The sequence below is a fragment of the Rhodococcus sp. 2G genome (genome assembly GCF_001886355.1).
GTDB lineage: Bacteria > Actinomycetota > Actinomycetes > Mycobacteriales > Mycobacteriaceae > Rhodococcus > Rhodococcus pyridinivorans.
Genome location: NZ_CP018063.1, coordinates 2,121,977 through 2,147,291 on the forward strand (window position 1 = coordinate 2,121,977; position 25,315 = coordinate 2,147,291).

Annotated in this window: 20 protein-coding genes, 1 tRNA gene and 2 pseudogenes; 13 read left to right on the forward strand and 10 right to left on the reverse strand. The window is 67.7% G+C overall.

What is annotated here, in order from left to right:
• Positions 1–28 precede the first annotated feature (28 nt).
• Positions 29–2,752: a DNA polymerase I gene (gene polA, locus BO226_RS09895; RefSeq protein ID WP_071935120.1), complete on the reverse strand. Its 2,724-nt coding sequence runs from the start codon at positions 2,750–2,752 to the stop codon at positions 29–31.
• 255 nt (positions 2,753–3,007) lie between these two features.
• Between polA and BO226_RS09900 the strand changes: the two genes are divergently transcribed.
• Genes BO226_RS09900 through BO226_RS09915 form a run of 4 tightly spaced genes read left to right on the forward strand, consistent with a single transcriptional unit; the run spans position 3,008 to position 7,219 of the window.
• The gene (locus tag BO226_RS09900; RefSeq protein ID WP_071935121.1) at positions 3,008–4,378 is read left to right on the forward strand and encodes a branched-chain amino acid ABC transporter permease; all 1,371 of its coding nucleotides are present in this window, start codon (positions 3,008–3,010) and stop codon (positions 4,376–4,378) included.
• A 3-nt stretch (positions 4,379–4,381) separates the two neighbouring features.
• Complete coding sequence (locus BO226_RS09905) at positions 4,382–5,371, forward strand: branched-chain amino acid ABC transporter permease (protein WP_006554014.1); 990 nt, start codon at positions 4,382–4,384, stop codon at positions 5,369–5,371.
• Complete coding sequence (locus BO226_RS09910; RefSeq protein ID WP_071935122.1) at positions 5,364–6,398, forward strand: ABC transporter ATP-binding protein; 1,035 nt, start codon at positions 5,364–5,366, stop codon at positions 6,396–6,398. The genes BO226_RS09905 and BO226_RS09910 overlap by 8 nt, the downstream gene beginning before the upstream one ends.
• Positions 6,395–7,219: an ABC transporter ATP-binding protein gene (locus BO226_RS09915; protein ID WP_071935123.1), complete on the forward strand. Its 825-nt coding sequence runs from the start codon at positions 6,395–6,397 to the stop codon at positions 7,217–7,219. Before BO226_RS09910 ends, BO226_RS09915 begins: the two co-directional genes overlap by 4 nt.
• Before the next feature lie 40 nt (positions 7,220–7,259).
• On the opposite strand, the gene BO226_RS09920 is transcribed toward BO226_RS09915, so the two are convergent.
• Positions 7,260–8,591: an ABC transporter substrate-binding protein gene (locus BO226_RS09920; protein ID WP_071935124.1), complete on the reverse strand. Its 1,332-nt coding sequence runs from the start codon at positions 8,589–8,591 to the stop codon at positions 7,260–7,262.
• Positions 8,592–8,776: 185 nt separating this feature from the next.
• Positions 8,777–9,391: an ANTAR domain-containing response regulator gene (locus BO226_RS09925; protein WP_006554018.1), complete on the reverse strand. Its 615-nt coding sequence runs from the start codon at positions 9,389–9,391 to the stop codon at positions 8,777–8,779.
• A 107-nt stretch (positions 9,392–9,498) separates the two neighbouring features.
• On the opposite strand from BO226_RS09925, the gene BO226_RS09930 reads away from it, so the two are divergent.
• From BO226_RS09930 to lexA, 3 genes are all read left to right on the forward strand, one after another.
• Positions 9,499–9,575, forward strand: a tRNA-Leu gene (locus BO226_RS09930).
• Between the two features lie 79 nt (positions 9,576–9,654).
• Positions 9,655–10,188 (forward strand): hypothetical protein, encoded by a 534-nt coding sequence (locus BO226_RS09935; RefSeq protein ID WP_071935125.1) that lies wholly within the window; start codon positions 9,655–9,657, stop codon positions 10,186–10,188.
• A gap of 14 nt (positions 10,189–10,202) precedes the next feature.
• Positions 10,203–10,865 (forward strand): transcriptional repressor LexA, encoded by a 663-nt coding sequence (gene lexA / locus BO226_RS09940; RefSeq protein WP_041803384.1) that lies wholly within the window; start codon positions 10,203–10,205, stop codon positions 10,863–10,865.
• A 12-nt stretch (positions 10,866–10,877) separates the two neighbouring features.
• Here lexA and BO226_RS09945 read toward each other — a convergent pair whose 3' ends face one another.
• Positions 10,878–11,750, reverse strand: coding sequence for a hypothetical protein (locus tag BO226_RS09945; RefSeq protein ID WP_083543731.1), 873 nt, complete (start codon positions 11,748–11,750; stop codon positions 10,878–10,880).
• Positions 11,751–11,887: 137 nt separating this feature from the next.
• Here BO226_RS09945 and BO226_RS09950 point away from each other — a divergent pair, with 137 nt between their 5' ends.
• Both BO226_RS09950 and BO226_RS09955 read left to right on the forward strand, forming a co-directional pair.
• Positions 11,888–12,460 (forward strand): hypothetical protein, encoded by a 573-nt coding sequence (locus tag BO226_RS09950; protein ID WP_041803385.1) that lies wholly within the window; start codon positions 11,888–11,890, stop codon positions 12,458–12,460.
• Positions 12,461–12,602: 142 nt separating this feature from the next.
• Complete coding sequence (locus BO226_RS09955; RefSeq protein ID WP_071935126.1) at positions 12,603–13,709, forward strand: DUF4389 domain-containing protein; 1,107 nt, start codon at positions 12,603–12,605, stop codon at positions 13,707–13,709.
• On the opposite strand, the gene BO226_RS09960 is transcribed toward BO226_RS09955, so the two are convergent.
• Positions 13,700–14,239, reverse strand: coding sequence for a flavodoxin domain-containing protein (locus BO226_RS09960; protein WP_006554024.1), 540 nt, complete (start codon positions 14,237–14,239; stop codon positions 13,700–13,702). The genes BO226_RS09955 and BO226_RS09960 overlap by 10 nt on opposite strands.
• A gap of 237 nt (positions 14,240–14,476) precedes the next feature.
• On the opposite strand from BO226_RS09960, the pseudogene BO226_RS09965 reads away from it, so the two are divergent.
• Positions 14,477–15,284: pseudogene (locus BO226_RS09965) on the forward strand (universal stress protein).
• Between the two features lie 37 nt (positions 15,285–15,321).
• Here the strand turns inward: BO226_RS09965 and ppsA are convergent.
• On the reverse strand, positions 15,322–17,607 hold the full coding sequence (gene ppsA, locus BO226_RS09970; RefSeq protein WP_071935127.1) for a phosphoenolpyruvate synthase: 2,286 nt from the start codon (positions 17,605–17,607) through the stop codon (positions 15,322–15,324).
• A gap of 129 nt (positions 17,608–17,736) precedes the next feature.
• On the opposite strand from ppsA, the gene BO226_RS09975 reads away from it, so the two are divergent.
• From BO226_RS09975 to BO226_RS09985, 3 genes and pseudogenes are all read left to right on the forward strand, one after another.
• The gene (locus BO226_RS09975; protein ID WP_006554027.1) at positions 17,737–18,276 is read left to right on the forward strand and encodes a potassium channel family protein; all 540 of its coding nucleotides are present in this window, start codon (positions 17,737–17,739) and stop codon (positions 18,274–18,276) included.
• Between the two features lie 363 nt (positions 18,277–18,639).
• The gene (locus BO226_RS09980) at positions 18,640–20,052 is read left to right on the forward strand and encodes a WS/DGAT/MGAT family O-acyltransferase (RefSeq protein WP_232238099.1); all 1,413 of its coding nucleotides are present in this window, start codon (positions 18,640–18,642) and stop codon (positions 20,050–20,052) included.
• A gap of 179 nt (positions 20,053–20,231) precedes the next feature.
• Positions 20,232–21,106 (forward strand): annotated as a pseudogene (locus tag BO226_RS09985) (cyclopropane mycolic acid synthase family methyltransferase).
• Positions 21,107–21,199: 93 nt separating this feature from the next.
• Here the strand turns inward: BO226_RS09985 and BO226_RS27690 are convergent.
• The 4 genes from BO226_RS27690 to BO226_RS10000 all read right to left on the reverse strand — a co-directional run bounded on the left by BO226_RS27690 (position 21,200) and on the right by BO226_RS10000 (position 25,307).
• Positions 21,200–21,346 carry a hypothetical protein gene (locus BO226_RS27690; RefSeq protein ID WP_024101189.1) on the reverse strand — a complete coding sequence of 49 codons (147 nt, stop codon included), beginning with the start codon at positions 21,344–21,346 and terminating at the stop codon, positions 21,200–21,202.
• 79 nt (positions 21,347–21,425) lie between these two features.
• Positions 21,426–21,947 carry a peptide-methionine (S)-S-oxide reductase MsrA gene (gene msrA / locus BO226_RS09990; protein ID WP_071935129.1) on the reverse strand — a complete coding sequence of 174 codons (522 nt, stop codon included), beginning with the start codon at positions 21,945–21,947 and terminating at the stop codon, positions 21,426–21,428.
• A 67-nt stretch (positions 21,948–22,014) separates the two neighbouring features.
• On the reverse strand, positions 22,015–23,619 hold the full coding sequence (nuoN, locus tag BO226_RS09995; protein WP_071935130.1) for an NADH-quinone oxidoreductase subunit NuoN: 1,605 nt from the start codon (positions 23,617–23,619) through the stop codon (positions 22,015–22,017).
• Positions 23,616–25,307: an NADH-quinone oxidoreductase subunit M gene (locus tag BO226_RS10000; RefSeq protein ID WP_071935131.1), complete on the reverse strand. Its 1,692-nt coding sequence runs from the start codon at positions 25,305–25,307 to the stop codon at positions 23,616–23,618. Before BO226_RS10000 ends, nuoN begins: the two co-directional genes overlap by 4 nt.
• Positions 25,308–25,315 lie beyond the last annotated feature (8 nt).

Sequence of the window (25,315 nt, forward strand, 5' to 3'; positions counted from 1 at the left end):
GTGTACCTGCGGCCGGTGTCCCCGCGACTCAGTGCGCCGCGGCGTCCCAGCTGCGGCCGTAACCGACCGAGACCTCGAGCGGCACCGACAATTCGATGACGGAGTCCATCTTGTCGCGCACGAGCGCCTCGACCTGTTCGCGCTCGGCCTCGACCACTTCGAGCACGAGTTCGTCGTGCACCTGCAGCAGCATCCGCGACCGCAGTCCGGCCTCGCTGAGTGCCTTCTGCACGTCGATCATCGCGACCTTGATGATGTCGGCGGCCGTGCCCTGGATGGGGGCGTTGAGCGCGGCGCGCTCGGCGATCTCCCGGCGCTGCCGGTTGTCGCTGTTGAGGTCGGGCAGGTACCGGCGGCGGCCGTAGAGGGTGGACGTGTAGCCGACCTTGCGGGCCTCCTCGACCACGTTGTAGAGGTAGTCGCGCACGCCGCCGAAGCGGGTGAAGTAGGCCTCCATCTGCTCGCGGGCCTCGTCGGTGGAGATCTTCAGCTGCTGGGCGAGACCGTAGGCGCTCAACCCGTAGGCGAGACCGTAGGACATCGCCTTGACGCGGCGACGCAGCTCCGGGGTGACCTCCTCGAGCGGCAGCCCGAACGCCCGCGACGCCACGAAGGTGTGCAGGTCCTCGCCCGTACGGAATGCCTCGATGAGCCCCTCGTCGGCCGACAGGTGCGCCATGATGCGCATCTCGATCTGGCTGTAGTCGGCGGTGAGCAGCACGTCGAATCCGTCGCCCACCACGAAACCGTCGCGGATCCGGCGACCGGCCTCGGTCCGCACCGGAATGTTCTGCAGGTTCGGCTCGGTCGACGAGAGCCGGCCCGTCGCCGCGACGGTCTGGTTGAAGGTGGTGTGGATGCGACCGTCGTCGGCGATGGACTTGATGAGTCCGTCGACGGTGGTCTTCATCTTGGTGTGCTCACGGTGCGCGAGCAGGTGTTCGAGGAAGGGATGGCCCGTCTTGTCGAACAGGTTCTGCAAGGCATCCGCGTCGGTGGTGTAGCCGGTCTTGGTCTTCTTCGTCTTCGGCATCTCGAGCTCGTCGAACAGCACCACCTGCAACTGTTTCGGCGAGCCGAGGTTGATCTGCTTGCCGATCACCTCGTAGGCGGCGTTCGCGGCGGCGGCGACCTGGGCCGCGAATTCGGACTGCAGGTCGTGCAGGTGCGCCGAGTCGACGGCGATGCCGGTGGCCTCGAGTTCTGCGAGGACCTCGAGCAGGGGCAGTTCCATCTCGGTGAGCAGGCGCACCGATTCGATCTCGCCGAGTTCGGTGTCGAGGGCCGCGGCGAGGTCGACGACGGCGCGCGCCGCGAGGATCTGCGCCTCGGCCGCCTGCGCGTCGGCGGCGTCCTCGTCGTCGAGCAACGAGAGTTGTTGCGCGCCGGTGTCTTCCACTCGCAGCTCACGCTTGAGGTAGCGCAGCGACAGGTCGTCGAGCTTGAACGAGCGCTGGCCGGGCCGCACCAGATAGGCGGCGAGCGCGGTGTCGCTGGTGATGCCGGCGAGCGTCCAGCCGCGTCCGCGCAGCGCGTGGATGGCGAACTTCGCCTCGTGCACGGCCTTCTCCACGGCGGGGTTCGCGAGCCATGCGGCGAGGGCGTTCTCGTCCTCGGGCGTGAGCGACACCGTGCTCACATAGGCGCCCTCACCGTCGGCCCCGGCGACGGCGATCGCGGTCGCGTCGCCTCCGTAGGGAGTGCCGGTGCCCACCACGGCGAGACCATGACGTCGACCCGCCGGGGCGTGCTCGGCGAGCCAGTCGCCGAGGGCACCCGGCTCGACGATCCCGCCGCGCACCTCGAAGCCCTCCTCGGCCTCGGGCTCGGCCGACGAGAGCGTCTCGAACAGCCGGTCGCGCAGCACCTTGAACTCGAGGTCGTCGAACAGGCGGTGGATGCGGTCGCGGTCCCACGGGGCGAGGGCGAGTTGTTCGGGGGTGTACGGCACGGCCACGTCGCGCACCATCTCGGTGAGCTGGCGGTTGAGCAACACGTTGGACAGGTTCTCGCGCAGCGCGTCGCCGGTCTTGCCGCGCACCTCGTCGACGCGGTCGACGAGTCCGCTCAGGCTTCCGTACTCGCGGATCCATTTCGCGGCGGTCTTCTCGCCCACGCCGGGGATGCCGGGCAGGTTGTCGCTCGGGTCGCCGCGCAGCGCCGCGAAGTCCGGATACTGCTGGGGGGTGAGTCCGTACTTCTCCTCCACCGCGTCGGGGGTGAAGCGCGTCAGGTCGGAGACGCCGCGCCGCGGATACAGCACCGTGATGTCGCCGTTGACGAGTTGGAGCGCGTCGCGGTCGCCGGTCACCACGAGCACCCGGAAGCCCTGGGCGTGCGCCTGCGTCGCGAGCGTGGCGATGATGTCGTCGGCCTCGTAGCCCTCGATCGCCATCACCGGGATCCCCATCGCGCCGAGGACGTCCTTGGTGAGGTCGATCTGCCCCTTGAAGTCGTCGGGTGCGGCGCTGCGCTGGGCCTTGTAGGCGGCGAACAGTTCGGCACGGAAGGTCTTGCGGCTGACGTCGAATGCCGCCGCGACGTGCGTGGGCTGCTCGTCGCGCAGCAGGTTGATGAGCATGGAGGTGAACCCGTAGACCGCGTTCGTGGTCTGCCCGCTGTGGGTCTTGAAGTTCTCGGCGGGCAGCGCGTAGAACGCGCGGAACGCGAGGGAATGGCCGTCGAGGAGCAGCAGGGTCGGGCGGTCGTCGGTGGCCGCGGTGGACGTCGCGGAAGTGGATGCACGGGTCACGCGTGCCAGTCTAGGGACCGAGGACGACAGCGTCGGCCACACCGCCCGACCAGCACCTCTCCGGAATGTGCGAACACTCGTTGTCCGAAGAAACGAGACCGAAACGTCCGGGTGATCCAATTTTTCCCGTGGCCGTGCGATCCAGCCGCTAGAGTCCCCTGTCACGACACCGTAGTCCGGCGTCATCGAGGTTGACGATGATGCCCCGGGCGCAGTGCCGCGCTCGATGACAGCGCACCCACCGGGAGGACCTGCGTGGCCCCTACCTCGGGATGTCGGCGACGACCGACCTCGACCCTCCGCCGATCGGTCCGCGCCGCACTCGTCACGCTCGCGAGTGTCCTGTTCGTCCTCGTCGGCGCCGGCCTCTCCTCCGCCCAGGATCCGCCGGACCCACCCTCACCGCCCGCGAACACGGCACCGGCCGCACCCGACGAGGAATCCGCGGAGGGGGTGACCGTCCGCGGAACGCTCAACAATGCCGGCGAACGACTCGACGGTGTCGTCGTCCGTGCGACCACCGAGAGCGGCGAGGTGGTCACCGAGACGGAGTCCGCCGACGGTGGGCGCTGGGAACTCACCGTTCCGCCGGGCACGTACGTCTTCGAGGTCGACACCGAGAGCCTGCCCGACGACGTCACCGTCCAGACCTCGGTGACCCGCGATGTCGCTCCGGGACGGGCGAACACGGTGATTTTCTCGTTCGGGGAGGCGCGTAGCGGTTCGACGGTCGCGTGGGGCGAGACGCTGGTGCGCACGATCGTCGACGGTCTGCGTTTCGGTTTGGTCATCGCGATCGCCGGAGTGGGCCTGAGTCTGATCTTCGGCACGACCGGCCTGACGAACTTCGCCCACGGCGAGCTGGTCACCCTCGGGGCGGTCGCGGCGTGGATCTTCAATGTCACCCTCGGTGTCCAGCTGATACCGGCCACGATCCTGGCGGTGATCGTCGGCGTCATCATCGGCCTGCTCAACAACGCACTCATCTGGGCTCCGCTCCGGCGCCGCCACACGGGCCTGATCGCCCAGCTGGTGGTGTCGATCGGCCTCGCGATCTCGTTGCGCTATCTCATCCTGGCCTTCTACTCCGACCGCACCCAGCCGTTCGACGACTACCAGGCACAGCAGCAACTGGTGTGGGGGCCGATCGCGATCACCCCGGTCAACCTCGCGTGCATCGTGATCAGCCTGGTGGTGCTCGTCGGGGTCGCCCTGCTGCTGCAGCGCACCCGGATCGGCAAGGCGATGCGCGCGGTGGCCGACAACCGCGACCTCGCGGCATCGTCGGGGATCGACGTCGAACACGTCATCCGCTTCGTGTGGGGTCTCGGTGGCGGGCTCGCCGCGCTCGGCGGGGTGCTGTTCGGCCTGTCGGAACTCGGCGGGCGCGTGCAGTGGGAGATGGGCTTCAAGCTGCTCCTGCTGATGTTCGCCGGCATCATCCTCGGCGGCCTCGGCACCGCCTACGGCGCACTGGTCGGCTGCGTCGTGGTGGGACTGCTGGTCCAGTTGTCCACCCTCGTGATCAACCCGGACCTGAAGTACATCGGCGGTCTGCTCGTACTCATCGTCATCCTGGTCATCCGCCCCCAGGGCATCCTCGGCAGTCGGACAAGGATCGGTTGACCCATGGATATCGTGTCGGTACTCCAGGTTTCCTTCGCCCAGCTCATCGGCCCGTCGGCGATCTTCTACGCACTGCTCGCGATCGGCCTGAACCTGCACTACGGCTATGCAGGGCTGCTGAACTTCGGGCAGATCGGTTTCGCCCTCCTGGGCGGTTACGGCGTGGGCATCATGACCGTCACCTACGACCAGCCGTTGTGGGTGGGCATCCTCGTCGGCCTCGCACTGGCAGGTCTGCTCGCGCTCGTCCTCGGCATCCCCACCCTGCGGTTGCGGGCCGACTATCTCGCCATCGCGACGATCGCCGCGGCGGAGATCCTGCGGCTGATGTTCCGCTCGACCGCGTCCGACTCGGTGACCGGATCGACCCGCGGCCTGTGGGGTTTCGCCGACCCGTTCACGTCCCTGAGCCCGTTCGATTCGAGTCGCCAGTACAACCTGCTCGGTATGCGGTTCTACGGCGACGACCTGTGGGCGATGGTCGTCGGCTGGACGCTCGTGCTGTTGCTGTGCGGGCTGGTCTACCTCCTCTCCCACAGTCCGTGGGGGCGGGTCCTCGAGGCGGTGCGTGAGGACGAGGACGCTGCCCGCGCGCTCGGCAAGAACGTCTTCGCCTACAAGATGCAGGCCCTGGTACTCGGCGGCATGATCGGCGGTCTCGGCGGCGTCTTCAACGCCCTGCAGACCAAGTCGATCAACCCCGACTTCTACTCGACCGCGCAGACCTTCTTCGCGTTCGGCGCGCTGATCCTCGGGGGTGCGGGAACGGTCTTCGGACCGGTGCTCGGCGCCATGGTGTTCTGGTTCCTGCTCACCCTCCCGGATGCCTTCCTGCGTCAGGCGATCGCCGGACCCGACCCGCTGCTCCCGCTCACCGAACAACAGGTCGGCGCGATGCGGTACGTGCTGCTCGGCATCCTCATCGCGGTGATGATGGTCTTCAGGCCACAAGGCATCCTGGGAAGCAAGCGGAAGGTGCAACTCGATGCCTGACACGATCCGACCCGACCCGACACCACCGCGCACGGTCCTCGGCGCGGACGAACGCGCCGCACTGTTCGCCGGCGTCGACCGCGCCCCCGGCGCCGCCAAACCCGACCCGATCCTCGTCGTCGACGATCTGTGCCGCACATTCGGAGGGCTCAAGGCCGTGGACGTGGCCCACCTCGAGATCCAGCGCTCGTGTATCACCGGCCTGATCGGCCCGAACGGCGCCGGCAAGACCACCCTGTTCAATCTCCTCACGGGCTTCGACCGGCCCGACACCGGCATCTGGGCGATGGACGGCGACGCGCTCGGCCGGCTCCACCCCCATCAGGTGGCGCGGCGCGGGATCGTGCGCACCTTCCAGCTCACCAAGGCGCTGTCGAAGATGACGGTCCTCGACAACGTCCGTCTCGGCGCCCGGCACCAGACCGGCGAGCGCATGGCCGGCGCACTGCTGCCGTGGACATGGCGCCGCCAGGAACGCGAGATCACCACGCGCGCATACGAACTGCTCGACCGTTTCGGCCTGGCCGCGAAGGCCGACGACTTCGCCGGTTCACTGTCCGGCGGCCAACGCAAACTGCTCGAGATGGCCCGTGCGCTGATGACCGAACCGACCGTCGTCATGCTCGACGAGCCGATGGCCGGCGTCAATCCGGCGCTCACGCAGAATCTGCTGGGACACATCAAGACCCTGCGCGACGACGGGACGACCGTGGTATTCGTCGAGCACGACATGGACGTCATCCGCGACATCTCCGACTGGGTCGTGGTGATGGCGCAGGGTTCGGTGATCGCGGAGGCACCGCCGGACGCCCTGTCGTCCGATCCGGCCGTGGTCGACGCCTATCTCGGCAGTCACCACGACCAGGCACTCGAATTCGACGACGAGGGCAATCCCGTGGGCGCGACCGCCGAACTCGCCGACGCCCTCGCTGACGCGGAAGCGCAGACCCTCGAGGCCGGAGGCGACCTGTCCGATCCCGATTCGGCGTCGACCGACGCGACGGCCACGACCCTGGAGAAGCCGTGAGCGACAACATCACTCCTGCACTCACCGGGACGACGCCGGCGGAACGTGCCGCGACCCCGGAGGAACATGCCCGCCTGGCGACCGGAGCTCTCCTACGCGCCGACGATCTCGTGGCCGGTTACTTCCCCGGGGTCGACATTCTGCGCGGTTGCAACTTCTACCTGCGCGACGGTGAGATCGTGGGCATCATCGGCCCGAACGGAGCCGGCAAGTCGACCCTGCTCAAGGCGTTGTTCGGCCTCATCCCCGTCCGCAGCGGCACCGTCACGCTCGGCGGGGACGAGATCACCTCGGCGCCCGCACACATTCTGGTGCGCAAGGGGATCGGCTACGTGCCGCAGACGCAGAACGTGTTTCCCTCACTGACCATCGAGGAGAACCTCGAGATGGGGATCTATCTGCGTCCGAAGGACTTCGAGAAGCAGTTCGAGCGGGTGGCGTCGTTGTTCCCGTTGCTGTCCGAGCGCCGGAAGGTCAAGGCGGGAGCGCTCTCCGGTGGTGAGCGGCAGATGGTCGCGATGGGCCGCGCGCTGATGATGGAGCCGTCGGTGCTGCTCCTCGACGAGCCGTCGGCGGGACTGTCGCCGATGTTCCAGGACGAGGTCTTCATCCGCTGCAAGAAGATCAACGCGGCGGGGGTGTCGATCATCATGGTCGAGCAGAATGCTCGTCGCTGCCTGCAGATCTGCGATCGCGGATACGTTCTCGACCAGGGCCGCAACGCGTACACCGACACCGGCAGCAATCTCATGCACGACCCGAAGGTCGTCGAACTGTATCTCGGCACTCTCGCCGGCAGCCGGGAGAAGCGGAAGGGGTGACCGCCTACCGGCGATCACCCCTTCGCTCACGACCGGCGGGTCACTCACCCACCACGATGTAGTCCTCGGTGGTCAGGGTGTTGTCGGGACCGAACACGAGTCGGCCGTACGAGCCCACGCCGGGTTCGCCCGCATCCACGAAGGTGAGTTCGCCGGTGGCACCGTCGTAGTCTATGTCCTGATCCGCGCGGAGCAGGTCGAGGCACTGCTGGTAGCTGGTGCATTTCGCCCCGTCGCGGGTCACCGAGTTGATGTTCGCGGCGATGTCCACCCCGGCGGTCGACCCTGCCTGTTCCGCGGCCAGCGCCGAGACGATCACGGCGTCGTAGGACTCTCCGGCGTAGTTGAAGTCGATCAGGCCCGGATCGACGCCGAGCAGTCGCTGCTGGAACTCCTCGCCGGTGTCGGTCAGCGGCGTGGTGCCGGCCATGCCGTCGAGCAGTCCTTCGGCGACGTTCTCGCCCAGCGCGTTCCCCATGTTGCCGTCGACACCGAAGACCGCCATGCCGTCGGACGGGCCGATGCCCACCTCGTGCATGCGGGTGATGATCTTCGCCGACTCCTCGAAGCCGATCAGTGCCACAGCATCCGGTGCGAAGTTGGCCACCTGGTCGACCTCCGCGTTGAACGACTGCGCGTTGGGATCGTAGATGATCTTCTGGATCTGGTCCTCCGGGATACCGGCGTCGACGAGATTGGTCACGGTGTTCTCGGCGAGGCCGGTGCCGTACGGATCGTTCAGCGCCAGGATCGACACGCGCTGCGCCCCGTCCTCGGCGATCAGCTGCGCGAGCGCCTGCGCCTGGAGCACGTCGGTCGGGGCGGTGCGGAAGTACAACCCGCGGTCGGCGTAGCAGACGAACTGGTCGGAGGTGTTCGCCGGCGAGAACTGCACCACGCCGGCACTGACGATCTTGTCGATCACCTTGAGCGAGACCGACGACGAGGCGGCGCCGACGATCACCTGGGTGCCGTTGGCGAGATGCCGATCGACGGTGGTGTTCGCGGTGTCGGTCGTCGTGTCCCCGGAATCGCCCGGGAACAGTTCGACCGGCTGGTCGAGAACACCGCCCGCGGCGTTGATGTCGTCGACGGCGAGCCGGACGGCAGCGACCTCGGGCGGTCCGAGGAAGGCGAGACTGCCGGTCTCGGGGAGAATCGTGCCGATCTTCAGCGGTCCCGTGGCGGGAGTCGCCCCTGCTGTGGCCTGCTGTGGTTCGCAGTCGGTCTCGACGGTCGTCGCGGCCGCCGACCCCTCGTCACCGGCCGACGTACCGGATGCCGAATCGTCGCTGTCCGAACCACACCCGGTGAGGGCGAGCGTCGCAGCACCGAGTACCGCTACGGCGCGGACCAGAGTCCGTCTTGCCATTCAACTCTCCTTCGAACGCCTGACACCGCATCCGGCGGATTCCGGATGTGGTCGAAACATAGCGGTCGGAAGCACCCCGCGAACCCGGCCGAAATCCTTGTGATACGACCGTTATCTGCGGGGCGGAGATTTGATGTGGCGGTAACGCGTCGGGCGCCGTGGGCACTCGAAACCGGTTCGCGCGGCTAGCCGGCGGTGTCGCTTCCGAGGGTCTCGAGGACGACCACCGCGACCTGCTTCATGGTGGTGCGGCGGTCCATCGCGGCGCGCTGGATCCAGCGGAACGCCTCCGGTTCGGTCATCGCATGCTTCTCCATGAGCAGTCCCTTGGCCCGGTCGACGAGCTTGCGGGTCTCGAATCGCTCGTTGAGCCCTTGCACCTCGCGTTCGAGCTCGCGCAGCTCGGAGAAGCGGCTGACGGCCACCTCGATGGCGGGCACGAGATCGCTCTTCGAGAACGGCTTGACGAGATACGCCATGGCGCCTGCGTCGCGGGCGCGTTCGACGAGTTCGCGCTGACTGAAGGCTGTGAGAATGACCACAGGGGCGATGCGCCGCTGTGCGATCTCCGAGGCGGCGTCGATGCCGTCGCGGCGCGGCATCTTGACGTCCATGATCACCAGGTCGGGCCGGAGTTCCTCGGCGAGTTCGACGGCACGCTGTCCGTCGCCGGCCTCACCGACCACCTCGTAGCCCTCCTCGCGCAGCATTTCGACGAGATCGAGCCTGATCAGGGCCTCGTCTTCCGCTACGACGACCCGACGAGGAGTTGGTGTGCTGTCGTGCGGCGCGGAGGTCATGGTCGGGCCTTCCCCTCGGTACTGGCGGTCCCCGGTGCAGGGTGGAACGTAAGAAGGGTACCGGTGCGCGCCCGCTTCGCCCGATCCTCTACAGTGGTGTCCGCAACGCCCCCGTATCCCAATTGGCAGAGGAAACGGATTCAAAACCCGTCCAGTGTGAGTTCGAGTCTCACCGGGGGCACCACTTTTCGGTTCGCGCCACACGGCCGGAGCACGCCTTCCGCATCCCGCCGATTCCGGCTCCGCTGTCGTAATGTTCCGGCGTGAGTATCTGGGTTCCCGTCGTCGTTGCACTCGTCACCGGGGTGGTGTCGTGGGCGGCCGCACGTCTGTCGCGCGAGCTGTCCCGTCGAAACCTCCGGACCCGGATCGCAGCCGATCTGGCCATCTACAACGGACTCGGCGACGAGTTCCGGAAGCGCCCCCTGCGGGAGAGCGTCGATGCCCGGTTGTGGCAGCTCGCGGCCCAGTCGATGCCGTTGGCGCCGGGATCGCGTCCGAAGCCCAGGATCCGCCGGATCCTGGCCCTGATCGCAGTGGTGTTCGTCGCCGTCGGAGCGCTCGTGTTCGTGGAACTCGTCCTGGGCATCCGGGAGGGCGACTCGGCGCGGGTGGCGCTCGCGCTGCTGGCAGGTGCCCTGGTCGGATTCTCGATTCCCGGCCTGTCCGCCGATCCGGCGGAGTTGCAGGAGCGGCAGCTCATCCGGGCGCTGCGGGAGCGACGGGCCATGGAACAGCTGCAGAACGGGCAGAGCTCCTCCGCAGGTACTCCCCCGGACCTGGCGGAGATCGCGTAGCTACGATTCTCCGGGTGACCGGTTACGACGAGTTCGACATGTTCGGGGGCCTCGACCCCGCGTCCCTGCCGCTGCGCCAGCAGCAGATCCTGGCCGCGATCCGCGACTGGATCGTTGCGCAGGGATCGTCGCCGAGCACCCGGCAGATCGCCGATTCGGTGGGTCTGCGGTCGACGTCGACGGTCTCGAAGCATCTGAAGAGCCTCGCGGACAAGGGTTTCCTCCGTCGCGGCACCGCTGTGGCGCGCCAGCTCGACGTGCGCCCCTTCCTCGGCTCGTCCGGCGGTGAACGCGCATCCGACGACACCGTGACCGTGCCGGTCGTCGGCGACATCGCCGCGGGCGCACCGATTCTCGCCGAGGAGCACACCGACGACCTGCTCACCCTCCCCCGCGATCTGGTCGGCTCCGGCACGGTCTTCGCGCTTCGCGTGCGAGGCGACTCGATGGTCGACGCGGCGATCTGCGACGGCGACACAGTGGTGGTTCGGCGGCAGCACGAGGCCCACTCCGGTCAGATCGTCGCGGCGATGATCGACGGCGAGGCGACGGTCAAGGTGTACCGGCGCCGAGGCGGCCACGTCCACCTCGAACCCCGGAATTCCGCCTATCCCGTCCTCGACGGCGACGAGGCGGTGGTGCTGGGCACCGTCGTGTCCGTTATGCGCCGCATCTGATGCCTACCGGGATCAGCCGCAGATCGGATCGGTGACGACCGGCGGCAACCCGTCGAGGAGATCCTGCGCGGGCGGCCCGAGAAGCGGATCGCCGGCGAGCCGGCACAGCGGCGGGCAATCCTGCAGAGAAGGACCGGTCTCCGGTCTGGGTGGGACCCTTTCGGTGAACGCGCCGAGGACGTGCTCCGAGAGCGTCCCTGCCGATCCGTAGGTCGACGCCGCGACCGAGAAATCGGGACCGAACGAGTCGGAGGCGTGGAACGAGCGGTCGTCGCTCCAACCCCGCTTCGTGCCGATCACTCCGGCGATCAGCGCCGTGCCGTAGTCCTGCGGATATCCGTCGACCGCGGTGTCGTAGGCCGTGGCCATCGCGGCGAGCACCGGCGAACCGGGATCAGTGCGCTTCTTCGTCTCGCGATAGGTGACCATGTCGTGCGTCGACGTGGTGCCCACACCCCAGTAGCCGGGCACGTGGGTGTCGGTGAGCCCGAACTCCGCCGCGGTCGACGAGATCGCCTGGGGGTATTCCGCGTGCAGGCGGTCCGCGATCGCGTCGTTCGACGACCGGATCATCTCCGTCGCGTCGGCGTGATCCGCAGGATCGACGTAGGTGAGAACGTACTCGGCCGGATACATCTTGACGATCGACACGTCGGCGCGGGACTCGTGCTCGTTCGCAGTGCCGGCGCGCAGACCGGTCGGGTTGTGCGCGAACGAGATCTGGGTACTGCTCGGAGCAGCGATCGCGCCGGTGTCGTCCACGATCGGCACGGGCGCTGCGGAGGCGATGTGACCGCCGAGGGCGGTGAGGGCGGCTACGGCGAGGGCTGTCGCAATCGGGCGGTTACCCCGAAGCGGACGAGCAGTGACGGCTGCGACCTGCACGCGGCCGTTCCTGTCGGTGCCCGCCTCTACAGTTCGGTCGTCCGAGGACCGCTCCGGAACCAGCGACACGAAACGGATCCACCATGTCGATGCCCGCCACTCCGCCCACTCGTCGACCGTGCCGATCGTCTGTCCCGGTGCGCCCCGCTCGCGGACCGGGCTCCCGGGTGATCGCGTGCCGGACGACGATCCCGTTCGGGCGCGACAACGACGGCACGCCCGTCTCGTGGGATCTGTCCGCCGGACGGCACCTGCTGATCCGACGCGACGAGCGCCGCTCGTCGCCCAGCGTGTCGCTCGACCTGATCGCGATGACGACACTGACCGGCGGCACCCACGACCTGGTGGTCATCGATCCGCACCGTCGTCATCGCTGGCTCGGTGGCTCCGCCTCGCTCCCCACGGGGCCGTGTTGCTGGGCCACCACCACCGATCAGATCACCGACGTGGTCGCCGAACTCGATTCGCCGGTCGTCGACCCCCCGCGCGTGTTGCTCGTCGCCGATCTCGCCGCGACGGTCGCGGCGCTCGACGACGAGGGGCGCACCCGGCTCGCCCGGGTAGCCGTGGACGCACGCGAACACCAGTTGCTGCTCGTCGCCACCACCGCCGACACGAGTCCCCGCTGGTATCCCGAGGGGCTGATCGACGCGTTCGACGACATCGTCGCGCGGCGGCGCGAGGAGAGTCCGTCCTTCGGTCTTCGCTGATCGCTCGATCGGCCGAGGAAGTTCTCGATACCCCGTAATGCTCGATTGACGCCGACAAAGACCGATCGAGCTGCCACAATCGTTCTACGAGCACCCTCCCGTAGCGACTCGGTGATCGTCACGGTGCGCGGAGGACGGATCGATGAACGTCGGCACAGTGGTCATGCTGGTCGTCGGTATTCTGCTCGTGCTCCTCGGAGGCGCTGCCGCGGTCGGAGCGCTCATTCTGGGGTGGTTCTTCGTCGTCCAGCGCGCCGACGGTTTCATCACCGGTCCCGAGGGGACCCTTCGGACGCAGACGCACGCGTTGGTCTCCGAACGTCTCGACCTCGTCACCGACGATCAGAGCCCCACGGGTCTGCGCAGTGAGGACATCGGCCGGCTTCTGGTGCAGGCCACCGCACTCGATCCCGCATCGGCGGTGTTCGTCGGGATCGCTCCCGTCGGGGAGGTCGAGGCCTATCTCTCAGGGGTCGCCCACACCGTCGTGACCGATCTGCGGTTCGAGCCGTTCGAGGTCACCTACCGTGACGTTCCCGGGGGCGACACCCCGGCTGCTCCTTACGCGCAACAGTTCTGGGTCGCATCAGCGGAAGGGACCGGCACCCAGCAAGTGGAATGGGATCTGCGCGACGGCACATGGACCGTGGTGGTGATGAACGCCGACGCATCCGCAGGGATCGGCGTGGACGTGCGCGCCGGGATCCACATCGGCCTGCTCGGACCGGCCGTGCTCGCCCTGCTGATCCTCGGTCTGGTTCTTCTCGCCGTCGGTGTCCCTCTGCTGCTCGCCGGCGCGGTCGGACTCGGTCGGCACGGGCCTCCGCCGCCCGGTCCGGTGTCCGCTCCCGCTACCGGCGCCACTCCGGTCACCGCACCTTCGCACCCGGCGGCGGTGCCCTATCCGGTGCATCTGCGCGGCGATCTCGACGAACCGTTGTCGCGGTGGCTGTGGCTGGTGAAATGGCTGCTGGCGATCCCCCATTTCCTCGTGCTGTTCTTCCTGCACATCGCGTTCGTCGTGGCGACCTTCGCGGCCGGGATCGTGATCCTGTTCACCGGTCGTTATCCGCGCGCACTGTTCGACTTCGTCATGGGCATCAACCGGTGGCTGTGCCGTGTGTGGGCGTATGCGGCACTGATGCGCGACGAATACCCGCCCTTCCGTCTGGACCAGGGCGCGCGCGAGCCGATCGAGCAGGTCTCCGTCACTCCCCCGGCCGGCCCGACCGGCACCGGTCAGCCCTGATCACGCGGTATATCGATGAGGCCTTCCCGGATCCTCTCCGTCCATGCGTCGACGTCGACCCAGTCCCGGGCATCGCCGTAGTGTCCGCCCATCAGCCGGAAGACGATCCGCCCGATTCCGGCCCAGTCGCCCGAAGCGATGGCACCGGCGAAGAAACGGTGATCACGCACATCGGTGATCGAACGGAGGTTCTGCACCGCCCGAGGTTCCGGCGTGACCCGTCGCAGATATGCGGCCACCCGGGGCGAGAGAATCGTGCTGGTCGCTCCGATCGACGAGACGGAGAACGCCCACACCGGTCGCCCTTCCGATTCGGTGCCCAGCCGATAGATCGCATCGGAAGCCTCGGGGAGCCACTGCCCGTTGTGGATCGCACTTCCGACGATCAGCGCCTCGTACGTTCGTACCGACGCGACATCGCCGAGCGCGCGCAGTTCGACGGCACCGCGGCTTTCCAGTCCCGCAGCGATGCGTTCGGCGATTCCCCGCGTCGACCCTCGAGCGGTCGCGTAGCCGATCAGGACGGACATGGCGGGGCCTTTCGGCAGTGGGTGATTGCGCCGGATGCAGTCTCCAGTGTGAGAAGCGGCGTGCACGGCACGTGAGGGTCTTCGGTCACTTCCTGCGGGCAGGTCGGGACCGTCGACTCTTGTGCGACCGACCGGTCCGAGCGTGTGCTGGCAGGGTCCCGAAACCGCAGGATCCCGGAAAAAGCAGGGCCCGAAACGGCCGTGCCCGCAGCTCGGACAGGCACCGAGGTGATCGTGATGACAGCACACCACCCCATCGTCGCCGGAGTGGACGGATCGAGAGCGTCCCTGCAGGCCGTGGTCTGGGCAGCTCGCGAGGCGGAACGGTGCCGGCTCCCGTTGTCGCTGGTCACCATCGTGTCGGTCCGCAACACGTTCGGTGTCCCGATCGGCATGCCCGCCGGATTCTTCGAGCAGGAGGGATCCGAGGGACGCGACATGCTCCTCGATGCCGCCGGATACGCGCGCCGCGCGGTGCCCGAGGATGAGCTCGACATCGAGACCCGCCTGTGCACCGATTCTCCGTCGCTCGAACTGGTGGACCGATCGAAGTCGGCGTCGATGGTCGTGGTCGGGGCCGGGGACAACCGGTTCGGCTGGGAGCGATTCGGTTCGGTCAGCCGAGCGGTGGTCACGCGTCCGGTGGTCGTCGGCGTCGACGGTTCGGAGCACAGTGTGCGCGGTGTCCGCCGCGTTCGAGGAGGCCTCGCTGCGCGGCACCGACGTGGTGGCAGCCCACGCGTGGTCCGACCTCGATGTGCGCGGTCCGTTCCGATTCCGGATCGAGTGGGACAGCGTGGAGAACAAGGAGCGGGCACTGTTGTCCGAGAGTCTCGCCGGGCACGGCGAGGAGTTCCCCGACGTGCGGGTGCACCCGGTGGTGGTGCTGGACCAGCCCTCCCACTATCTGGCATCGCACGCTGCCGATGCGCAGTTGCTCGTTCTCGGCCGTCGTGGTCGAGGCGGGTTCCCGAACCTGATGCTGGGATCCACCACACGGGCGCTGCTGTACACGGTGACCTGGCCCGTGATGGTCGTCCCGTAGTGCGCGGCGCCCCTGACGAAGGACGGTTCCCCGCCGGTCATGCCCCGGCGCGCCGGGCGCGGTCGAGCAGGATGCGTTGTTCCGCTCGCGCCACCGTCCGTCTCGTCTGCGCCGCGGCGTCGGGCGCGACCGACACGGAGGTGATGCCGCGCCGCACGAGATGCTCGGCGAGGTCGGTGCTCGTCGACACGGCCTGACCGCACAACGACGTCGTCAGTCCCGCGGCCGAGGCCCGTTCGATGATGTGGTCGATCGCGTCGAGCACCGCGGGGTCGAGGGTGTCGAACAGGTCCTTGCACACCTCCGAGTCCCGGTCCACGCCGAGCATCAACTGCGTGAGGTCGTTGGTTCCGATGGACACGCCGTGGATGCCGAGCTTCGCGTATTCCGGCAACCAGTAGACGACCGACGGGACCTCGGCCATGATCCAGCGCTGCATGCGCTGGTCGGAACCGAGCGGATGCCGGTCGAGTTGGGCGAGGCAGTCCCGCAGCTCCCAGCGGGTGCGCACGAACGGGATCATCAGATGCACGTTCGGGTGTGTGCGCCGAACCCCGTGCAGCACATCGAGATCCAAGGAGAACAGTTCCGGATCCCGGATGTACCGGAAGCACCCGCGGTAACCGATCATCGGGTTCTCTTCGTGGGGTTCGACCTCCCCACCCTCGAGATCGGCGAATTCGTTGCTGCGCAAGTCGATCGCACGGTATACGACCGGACGCGGGGCGAATGCCGCCGCGATCCGCGCCAGGCCACCCGCCATCTTCTCCACGTACTCGTCGCGGCGTCCCTGCGCGATCATGTGCGAAGGGTGTTCGCCCGCGAGTGCTTCGGTGATCATGAACTCGGCACGGAGCAGACCGACGCCGTCGACATCGGTCGCGGCGACCGCCTCCGCGGCATCCGGAGTCGCGAGATTGACGTAGACCGCTGTGGCCGTAACGGTTTCGGCGGCTACGGCCGACGCTGCAGACGCGGATCCCGTCGCGACGGGCCGTTCCGCCGTGTGGACTGCGCCGTCGAACACCACACCGGCGTTGCCGTCGACGGTGATCAGTTGCCCGTCCTTCAGATCCTTGGTGGCGGTACGTGCACCGACCACGACGGGCTTGCCGAGTTCGCGTCCGACGATGGCCGCGTGGCAGGTGATACCACCACCGTCGGTGACGATGCCGCCGGCGCGGCGCAGAATCGGCAACCAGTCGGGTCTGGTCATCGGCGCCACGATGATCTCGCCGTCGCTCAGCTTCTTCCCGTCGACCAGTTCGTGGAGCACCCGCACTCGGCCGGTCGCCGTCCCGGGGCCGGCACCGAGACCGGTCAGCAACGCTCGTGCCTCGCCGTTTCCGGACGGGGCGGGCGCCGCCGGTTGATCGAGCGTGGTGATCGGGCGGGTCTGCACGATCCACAACTCGTCGTCCGCGAACGCGAACTCGAGGTCCTGGGGGCGCCCGTAGTGCTCCTCGACTCCGGCGGCCAGGCGCGCGACGCGCAGCAGCTGATCGTCGTCGAGCACTCGGGTGCGGCGCGTGGGATCGACGGCGACGCGACTGTCCCCGCTGTCGGTGGAGGTGATGCGGAACTCCTGATGACCGAGATGCACGTCGAGCACCTCGAGGCCGTCCTTCGCGACGACATAGGTGTCGGGTTCGACCTGCCCGCCGACGACGACCTCTCCGAGACCGAGAGCTGCCTCGATGACGATGCGATCGAGTTCGCCCGTGCGCGGGTCGGCCGTGAAGGCCACGCCCGACAATTCGGACTTCACCATCACCTGGACCACCACCGCGATGGACGGCTCGTCGGTCACCCCGCGCAACCCTCGGTAGGTGCGGGCGCGTTCGGACCACAACGAGGCCCAGCACGCCTGCACCGCGCGGATCACCGCGTCCGGACCGATGACGTTCGTGTACGACTCGTGGATCCCGGCGAACGATGTGTCGGAGGCGTCCTCCGCGGGAGCCGACGACCGCACTGCAACCGGCGCGTCGGGACCGAGGCTCTCGTAGGCGGAGACGATCGCCGCGCGCATCCCGGCCGGGACGGTCGAACCCGTCACCAGGGCGGCGAGTTCCGCGGAGGTACGGATGAGGGTGGCGTCGTCGACATCGGGGTCGGGCACGGCCTCGGCGGCCAGTCGGGATCGGATGCCGGCTGCGTCCATCGCGTCGAGATAGGCGGCGGTGGTGACGGCGAACGCCGGCGGTACCGGAAAGCCTGCGCGGGTGAGCTCTCCGAGGTTCGCGGACTTGCCACCGACGGTCGGCGCGTCGGCGGCGCCCACCTCCGCGATCGGTCGGACCCACAGTTCGTGTTCGGTCATCGACGACTCCCCACACTCCCCGCCCGCGTCGACCTTCCGGGCCGGATCGGATACTCGGTCTTCCCATCGTCGCCCCGGCCCGATCGATACCGTAGGGGCAAAGGTCATCATTCCGGGACGGGGACGACCGTGGCCGATCCTCCGCGCACACCTGATCCGCGGGAGCGGAAACGGTTGATCCTGACCGCGATAGCGCGTCCGACGCTCACCGCCTTCGTGCTGGTCAGCGTTTACTTCGTGATTCCGGTCGAGCATGTCCGCAGCACGTCCGAGGTCCTGACCCTCGTCGGTGGTGGCACTGCGGTCCTGATGGTCGGCTGGTGGCAGATCCGCAGGATTCTCGCGTCCGAGTACCCGGCGGTCCAGGCCGTCGAGGCACTCACCACGATCGTGTCCGCCTATCTCGTGGTCTTCGCAACCCTTTACCTCCGCATGTCCGTGGCGCATCCGGACAACTTCACCGAACCACTGTCCCGCGTCGATGCCCTGTACTTCTGTCTGACGGTCTTCTCCACGGTGGGATTCGGGGACATCTCCGCTGTAACCGAGACCGCGCGAGCCGTCGTGTCGGTGCAGATGATCGCAAATCTGATCTTCCTGGCTCTCGGGATCCGATTGCTCACGGCCGCCGTGCAGTGGCGTCGTCGCAATCGCGGGGACGAGGAGTGACCGATCACGGGATCGACCTACGCGATTCGGCGTCCGGGTATTCCCCAACCGCCGCGCGGGGTGATCCTTGAAAGGATTCGACGTCCACTGGCAGATGTCGGAGGTCCGAGATGCTGAATGGGGAACCGTCGTCGACAGCGTCATGTGGACCGCGAAAGCGCCTCGGAGTTCGCAAATCGGACAACAATTCTGACTTCGGTGGGAAATCGGGCGTCCGGACTTGGCGATATGGCCCGGTGTCGCGTAGTAGTTGTGTCGCGTCATAAATCTGTGATGGGGGTCATGGTTTGACGCACATGTCGACGGGGCAGCAGGGGGCCTCGTCACGAACTGCCCGGCGTACCGGGCGGAGGAAACGTGCTGATGCGTCCACCCATGTCGCCCACCGATTCGATGTTCCTTCTCGGGGAGTCCCGTGATCATCCGATGCATGTGGGCGGACTGATCCTTCTGAGTCCCCAGGACGGTACGAGCGCCGCGGATCTCGGGGCACTGTTCACCGCCGCCACACAGAACGGTGAGGTCGCCCCGCTGTGGCGTAAGCGCGCGGTCCGCTCCCTGGGCACCTTCGGCCAGTGGGCGTGGGAAGAGGACTCGGAATTGGACCTGAGCTACCACGTACGACGCAACGCGTTGCCGCAGCCCGGCGGGCTCGACGAACTGTGGGATCTCGTCTCCCGGCTGCACAGCACGCTGCTCGACCGGAGCCGGCCGTTGTGGCAGATGCATGTCATCGAGGGTCTCGCGGACGGCCGGCTCGCCGTTTACACGAAGATCCACCATGCCCTCGCGGACGGCGTGGGCGCGATGAAGTTGCTGCGCCGCGCCCTGAGTCCGGACTCCGAGCAGACCGGCATGCCGGCACCGTGGTCGCTCTTCGACGCGCCGAGCCGCTCCCACTCGTCCGGGACCGCGCTAGATCTTCCCGAAGCCGCGATGCAGGCGGTGCGGACGGCGACGTCCGAGGTCACCGGCTTCGTGCCCGCGCTGGCCGGCACCGTGAACAGGGCGCTGCGCGGCGGTGGCGGATCGCTGTCGCTCGCCGCGCCGAACACCATGATCAACGTGCCGATCTCGGGGACGCGCCGGTTTGCCGCGCGCTCGTGGACGCTGACCCGCCTGCGTGCTGTGTCGAGAGCGGCCGACGCGACCGTCAACGATGTCGTGCTGGCCATGTCGTCTGGAGCACTGCGCGCCTTCCTGACCGAGCAGGAGGCGTTGCCCGGCAAGTCGCTCGTGGCCATGGTCCCGGTGTGCCTACGACCCGACAAAGATTGCGCCGGAAACGAACTCGGTGTCTTGATGGTTGATATGGGTACGGATCTCGCCGATCCGGCCGACCGGCTGGCCCGGGTGTCGGCATCGACGACGCAAGGCAAGGCCTCCATGCAGGGGATGTCCTCCCTGTCCCGGTTGGCGGCCAGTGCACTCGGCGTCGCGCCTCTGGCGGTGGGGATCCTCACCCGCAATCGTGCACTCCCGCGACCGCCCTTCAACGTCATCGTCTCGAACGTGCCGGGAGCTCCGGATCCGTTGTACTGGAACGGCGCTCGCGTGGATGCGGTGTATCCACTGTCCGTGCCGGTCGACGGTCAGGCACTGAACATCACGTGCACGAGCACCGACGACGCGATCGCTTTCGGCCTGACCTCGTGCAGTCGCAGCCTGCCGCAGCTGCAGCCTCTTCTCGACCACTTCGATACCGCCCTCGGAGAGCTGGAGGACGCGTTCGACATCGTGCCGGTCGCCGACGAGACATCCGTCCGTGCGGGCTGACACCACGGAATAACGGCAGCACGCCGGTGCCCGAGTCGGACATCTGCCCCAGGAATCGCCGTTCCCGTGTGAGAAGGCGCTCTGTCGGAGCACTATCGACCGATAGCGGCGTATCGCCGGGACGCACCGACGCCCCGCACCGGAACTCGCGTCCCACTCCTCGCGGAGAGTAGGTCCGAATGCAGCAACTGACGCCGTTCTACGAGAAGGTCCAGACCCACTACGACCTGTCCGACGACTTCTTCGAACTGTTCCTCGACCCCACGCGCACGTACAGTTGCGCCTACTTCGAATGCGACGACATGAGCCTCGAGGAAGCTCGGATCGCGAAAGTCGATCTTGCTCTCCGTAAGTGCGATCTCCGGCCCGGGATGACGCTGCTGGATATCGGTTGCGGTTGGGGCTCGACGATGATGCGGGCGGCGGAGCGATACGACGTGCACGTCATCGGTCTGACGTTGAGCCGCAACCAGTACGAACACGTGTCCGGTCTGCTCTCGGGCATGTCCTCCGGAGGCCGTACCGCGGAAGTGCGTCTACAAGGCTGGGAGGAGTTCGACGAGCCGGTGGACCGCATCGTCAGCGTCGGAGCGTTCGAGCATTTCCGCCGACAGCGGTACGACACTTTCTTCGACCGCGCCTCGCGCATCCTGCCCAGCGACGGCAGGATGCTGCTGCACACCATCGTGGGTCATTCCCGCGCCCAGTTCGAGGCGATGAAGGGGCCGGTCACCCGCGAGGACGTACTGTTCCTGCGGTTCATCATGAGGGAAATCTTCCCCGGAGGACAGCTCCCCGACCGGGATCTGGTCATCACCGGCGCACAACGCAACAGCTTCTGGGTGCAGAACATCGAGTCCCTGCAACCTCATTACGCTCGCACGCTCGACCTGTGGGCGCGAGCCCTCGAGGCGCGGCGCAACGACGCGGTGCGGATGGCCTCCGAGGAGGTCTACCAGCGATACATAGGTACCTCACCGGGTGCGCCGCGAATTTCCGACGTCGCCTCATCGACGTCCAGCAGTTCACCCTCGTGAAGCAGCAGCACCGCTGAGGCTCGGTCCCGAGGGACCGGCGGCACAACGAAACCGGTGAGCCTGCACGCCGATCCGCTGCCCGGGTGGACAACGGATCAGCGAGGGGCAGATCAGTGCGAGCCGCGGCGCTTCTGCTGCAGCTTGGCGAGCATCTCCTTGGCCTTGCGCTGATTCTCGGGCTTGGCCGCTTCGCGTCGGGCGACCTGGATCGCCTTGACCACGGCGGCGCTCTTCATAGCTTTGCCGAACATTCCCATCGAGCACTCCTCCGCAGTGGCGTCACAACCTGTACCTCCACGATACGGATCCGCGGAAGGAACCACCCGTGCGCGTGATTCAGTTCGCCGCGTCGGCGATGCGACTGTTCGGCAGCTTCCAGTCCGGCCGCGGGAAGTGGCAGGTGTACCCGTTCGGGTAGTGCTGGAGATAGTCCTGGTGCTCGGGTTCGGCCTCCCAGAAGGTGCTCGCGGGAGTCACCTCGGTGACCACCGTGCCGGGCCACAGACCCGACGCCTCGACGTCGGCGATGGTGTCAACCGCGACCTGCTTCTGCTCGTCGTCGAGGTAGAAGATCGCAGAACGGTAGGACGCCCCGACGTCGTTGCCCTGCCGGTTCAGGGTGGTCGGATCGTGGATCTGGAAGAAGAACTCGAGCAGCGCCCGGTAGTCGGTCCGTGCGGGGTCGTAGACGATCTCGACGGACTCCGCGTGCCCCGGATGGTTGCGGTAGGTAGGGTGATCGTTCTGCCCACCGGTGTAGCCGACCCGCGTCGACACCACCCCGGGCTGTCTCCGGATCAGCTCCTCCATACCCCAGAAGCATCCGCCTGCCAGAATCGCCTTGCGTGTATCGGTCATTACGCCTCCTCGGGAGGTGGAACCGATACGACGGTCGCGACATTCCCGGCCCGCACCCCGTTAGTGGTCAGAGCACGAACACGGCCGCGCGCTCGGCGAGGTCGAGGACGGGTTGCGGCAGGATGCCGAGCAGCACCGTCGCCACCGCCGCGAACGCGATCGCCGCGCTCGTCGCCACGGTCGAGGTCGCGAGCCGCGGAGCGTCGTCGGTCGGGTCGGTGAAGAACATCAGCACGATCACCCGCACATAGAAGTAGGCGGCGACCGCACTGACCAGCACACCGACGATCACGAGCGGAGCCGCACCGCCCTCGATCGCCGCACCGAAGACCGCGAACTTCGCGATGAACCCGCTGGTGAGCGGAATGCCCGCCAGCGACAGCAGGAACAGCGCGAACGCCCCGCCGAGCAACGGTGAGCGCCGCCCGACACCGGCCCAGCGCGACAGCTCCCACGCCTCGCCGTCCGGGTCGCGTACCAGCGTCACCACGGCGAACACACCGACCGTCCCGATCCCGTAGACGAGCAGATAGAACAGCGTCGACGACACCCCGGACGCGGTGCCGGCCACGACACCGGTGAGCACGAATCCGGTATGGCTGATCGCCGAGTACGCGAGCATGCGCTTGATGTCGTTCTGCGTCACCGCCAGAACCGCACCGACGACCATCGTCGCGATCGCAACGGCCCACAGGATCGGACGCCACTGGTCGGCAGAACCGGGAACCGCGACGTAGAGCACTCGCAGCAGTGCGCCGAATGCGGCGATCTTCGTCGCGGCGGCCATGAACGCCGTCACGGGCGTCGGCGCACCCTGATAGACGTCCGGCGTCCACGAATGGAAGGGCACCGCTCCGATCTTGAAGAGCAACCCGACCGCCAGCAGACCCACCCCGACGAGCGCGGTGGTCTCGCTGCCCGCGCCGGTGTCGATGGCCAGGGCGATCCCGCCGAGGTGGACGGTCCCGGCGTAGCCGTAGAGCATCGCCACCCCGTACAGGAAGAACGCCGACGAGAACGCGCCCAGCAGGAAGTACTTCAGTGCTGCTTCCTGGGAGAGCAACCGCCGGCGCCGCGCCAGACCGCACAGCAGGTACAGCGGCAGCGACAGCACTTCGAGCGCGACGAACATCGTCAACAGGTCGTTCGAGGCCGGGAACACGAGCATCCCGCCCACCGCGAACAGCAGGAGCGGGAAGACCTCGGTCCGTGCGCCGCCCGCCGCGAACGCCTGCCGTTCGGCCGCGGTACCCGGAATCGCCGACGCCTGGGGCGCGAACGCGTCGAGATGCGCACCGACCGCGGCGCGGGAAACCGATTGCGCGCGAACCTGTTCGATACTCCGTTCCGCGACGAGCGCAACCGACAGCACCGCCACGATCAGGACCGATCCCTGCAGGAACAGCGCCGGTCCGTCGATCACGACCGCCCCCGACAGGGTGGTCGCACGGGTTCCCGCGAGCATCACCACGGCGACGAACGCCGCCACGAGCGCACCCGTCGTCAGGAGCACGTGGGCGAGGTAGCGTGCCGAGGCCGGCGCGAACGACTCGACCAGCACACCGACGACGGCGGCGGCGAAGACGATGAGGATCGGTGCGATCCGTCCGTAGTCGATCGCCGGGGCGGGAATCGACGCGGCAAGAACGACGATGCCCTCGGAGGGTTTCATTCGGCTTCACCTTCCTCGGAACCGTGCGAGGGAACACCATTCTCGGCGACGGGTCGCTCGGCGGGCACCACCGGTTCGGGCCGGGAGATGTCGATCGACACGAGCGTGTCGTCGACCGCGGGGGTGATGACATCGAGCGCGGGTTTCGGATAGATCCCCAGAACGAGCAGCAACGCGATCAGCGGCGCGACCACCGCGACCTCACGAGGCACGAGATCGGAGAGCCTGCGGGCGTGTTCGGCACCGCCGTTCCCGTCGTCACCGTCGTCTCCACCGGGCAGGCGCACGGGTCCGCCCATCATGCGCTGGTAGAGCCACAGCACGTAGAGCGCGGACAGCACGAGCGCGAGTGTCGCGATCACCGCAGCCACCTGGTAGCGCGGATAGGTGCCGACGAAGACGAGGAACTCGCTGACGAACGGCGCGAGCCCGGGCAGGGACAGGGTCGCCAGTCCGGCGACGAGGAAGGTTCCGGCGAGGACCGGAGCGACCTTCTGCACCCCGCCATAGGCGGCGATGGTGCGGTCTCCGCGCCGCGAGACGAGGAAACCGGCAATGAGGAACAGTGCGGCCGTGGAGATCCCGTGGTTGACCATGTACAGCGTCGAGCCGGCCTGCCCCTGCGAGGTCAGCGCGAAGATGCCGAGGACGATGAACCCGAAGTGCGAGATGGAGGTGTAGGCGATCAGGCGCATCACGTCGTTCTGACCGATCGCGAGCACCGCGCCGTAGACGATGCCGATGACGGCGAGGGTCACCACGACCGGCGCGAAGGTCACCGAGGCGTCGGGGAAGAGCTGCAGGCAGTAGCGCAGCATGCCGAAGGTGCCGACTTTGTCGACCACTGCCATCATGAGCACCGCCGCGACCGGCGTGGTCCGCACCGCCGCGTCGGGTAGCCACCCGTGCAGCGGCCACAGTGGAGCCTTCACCGCGAAGGCGACGAGGAAACCGAAACACAGTGCGGCGAGCACGGCGGGGGTTGCGTCGAGATCACCGGCGACGGCGGCGGCGGTGACGGTCCGGACGTCGAAGGTGCCCACTCCCGCGGTCTCCCCCAGTCCGGATCGGGCGGTGACCACGTACAGGCCGATCAACGCGGCGAGCATCACCAGTCCGCCGAGCAGGTTGTACAGCAGGAACTTCACGGCGGCTCGTGCCCGGTCGGCACGCGGTGTCCCCGGCGAACCGAACCCGCCGATGAGGAAGTACATCGGGACGAGCATCGCCTCGAAGAAGACGTAGAACAGCAGGATGTCGAGGGCGGTGAACGACACGAGCACCATCGACTCGACGAGCAGGATCAGCGCCACATAGGTGTGCGCGGAGCGTGGGCGGGCCGCGCCGGCCTCCTCGTCGGCGGCGCGGTGATCGTGCCATCCGGCGGCCAGGAGCAACGGCACGAGCGCGGCGGTCAACAGGACCAGCACCAGGGCGATGCCGTCGACGCCGAGCCGGTAGCCGGCGCCGAACGAGGGGATCCAGTCGTGCGATTCGACGAACTGGAAACGCTCTCCCGCGCGGTCGAATCCGACGGCAACGATCACCGCGACCACCAGAACGGCGATCGACACCGTCAGGGCGATCGACCGGGTGGCGGAACCGAGGCGTGCGGGCAGGGCCGCGATCGCGGCGGCGCCGAGCAGCGGGAGCACCCACAGGATCGTCAACCAGGGAACGGTGGTCACCAGTACAC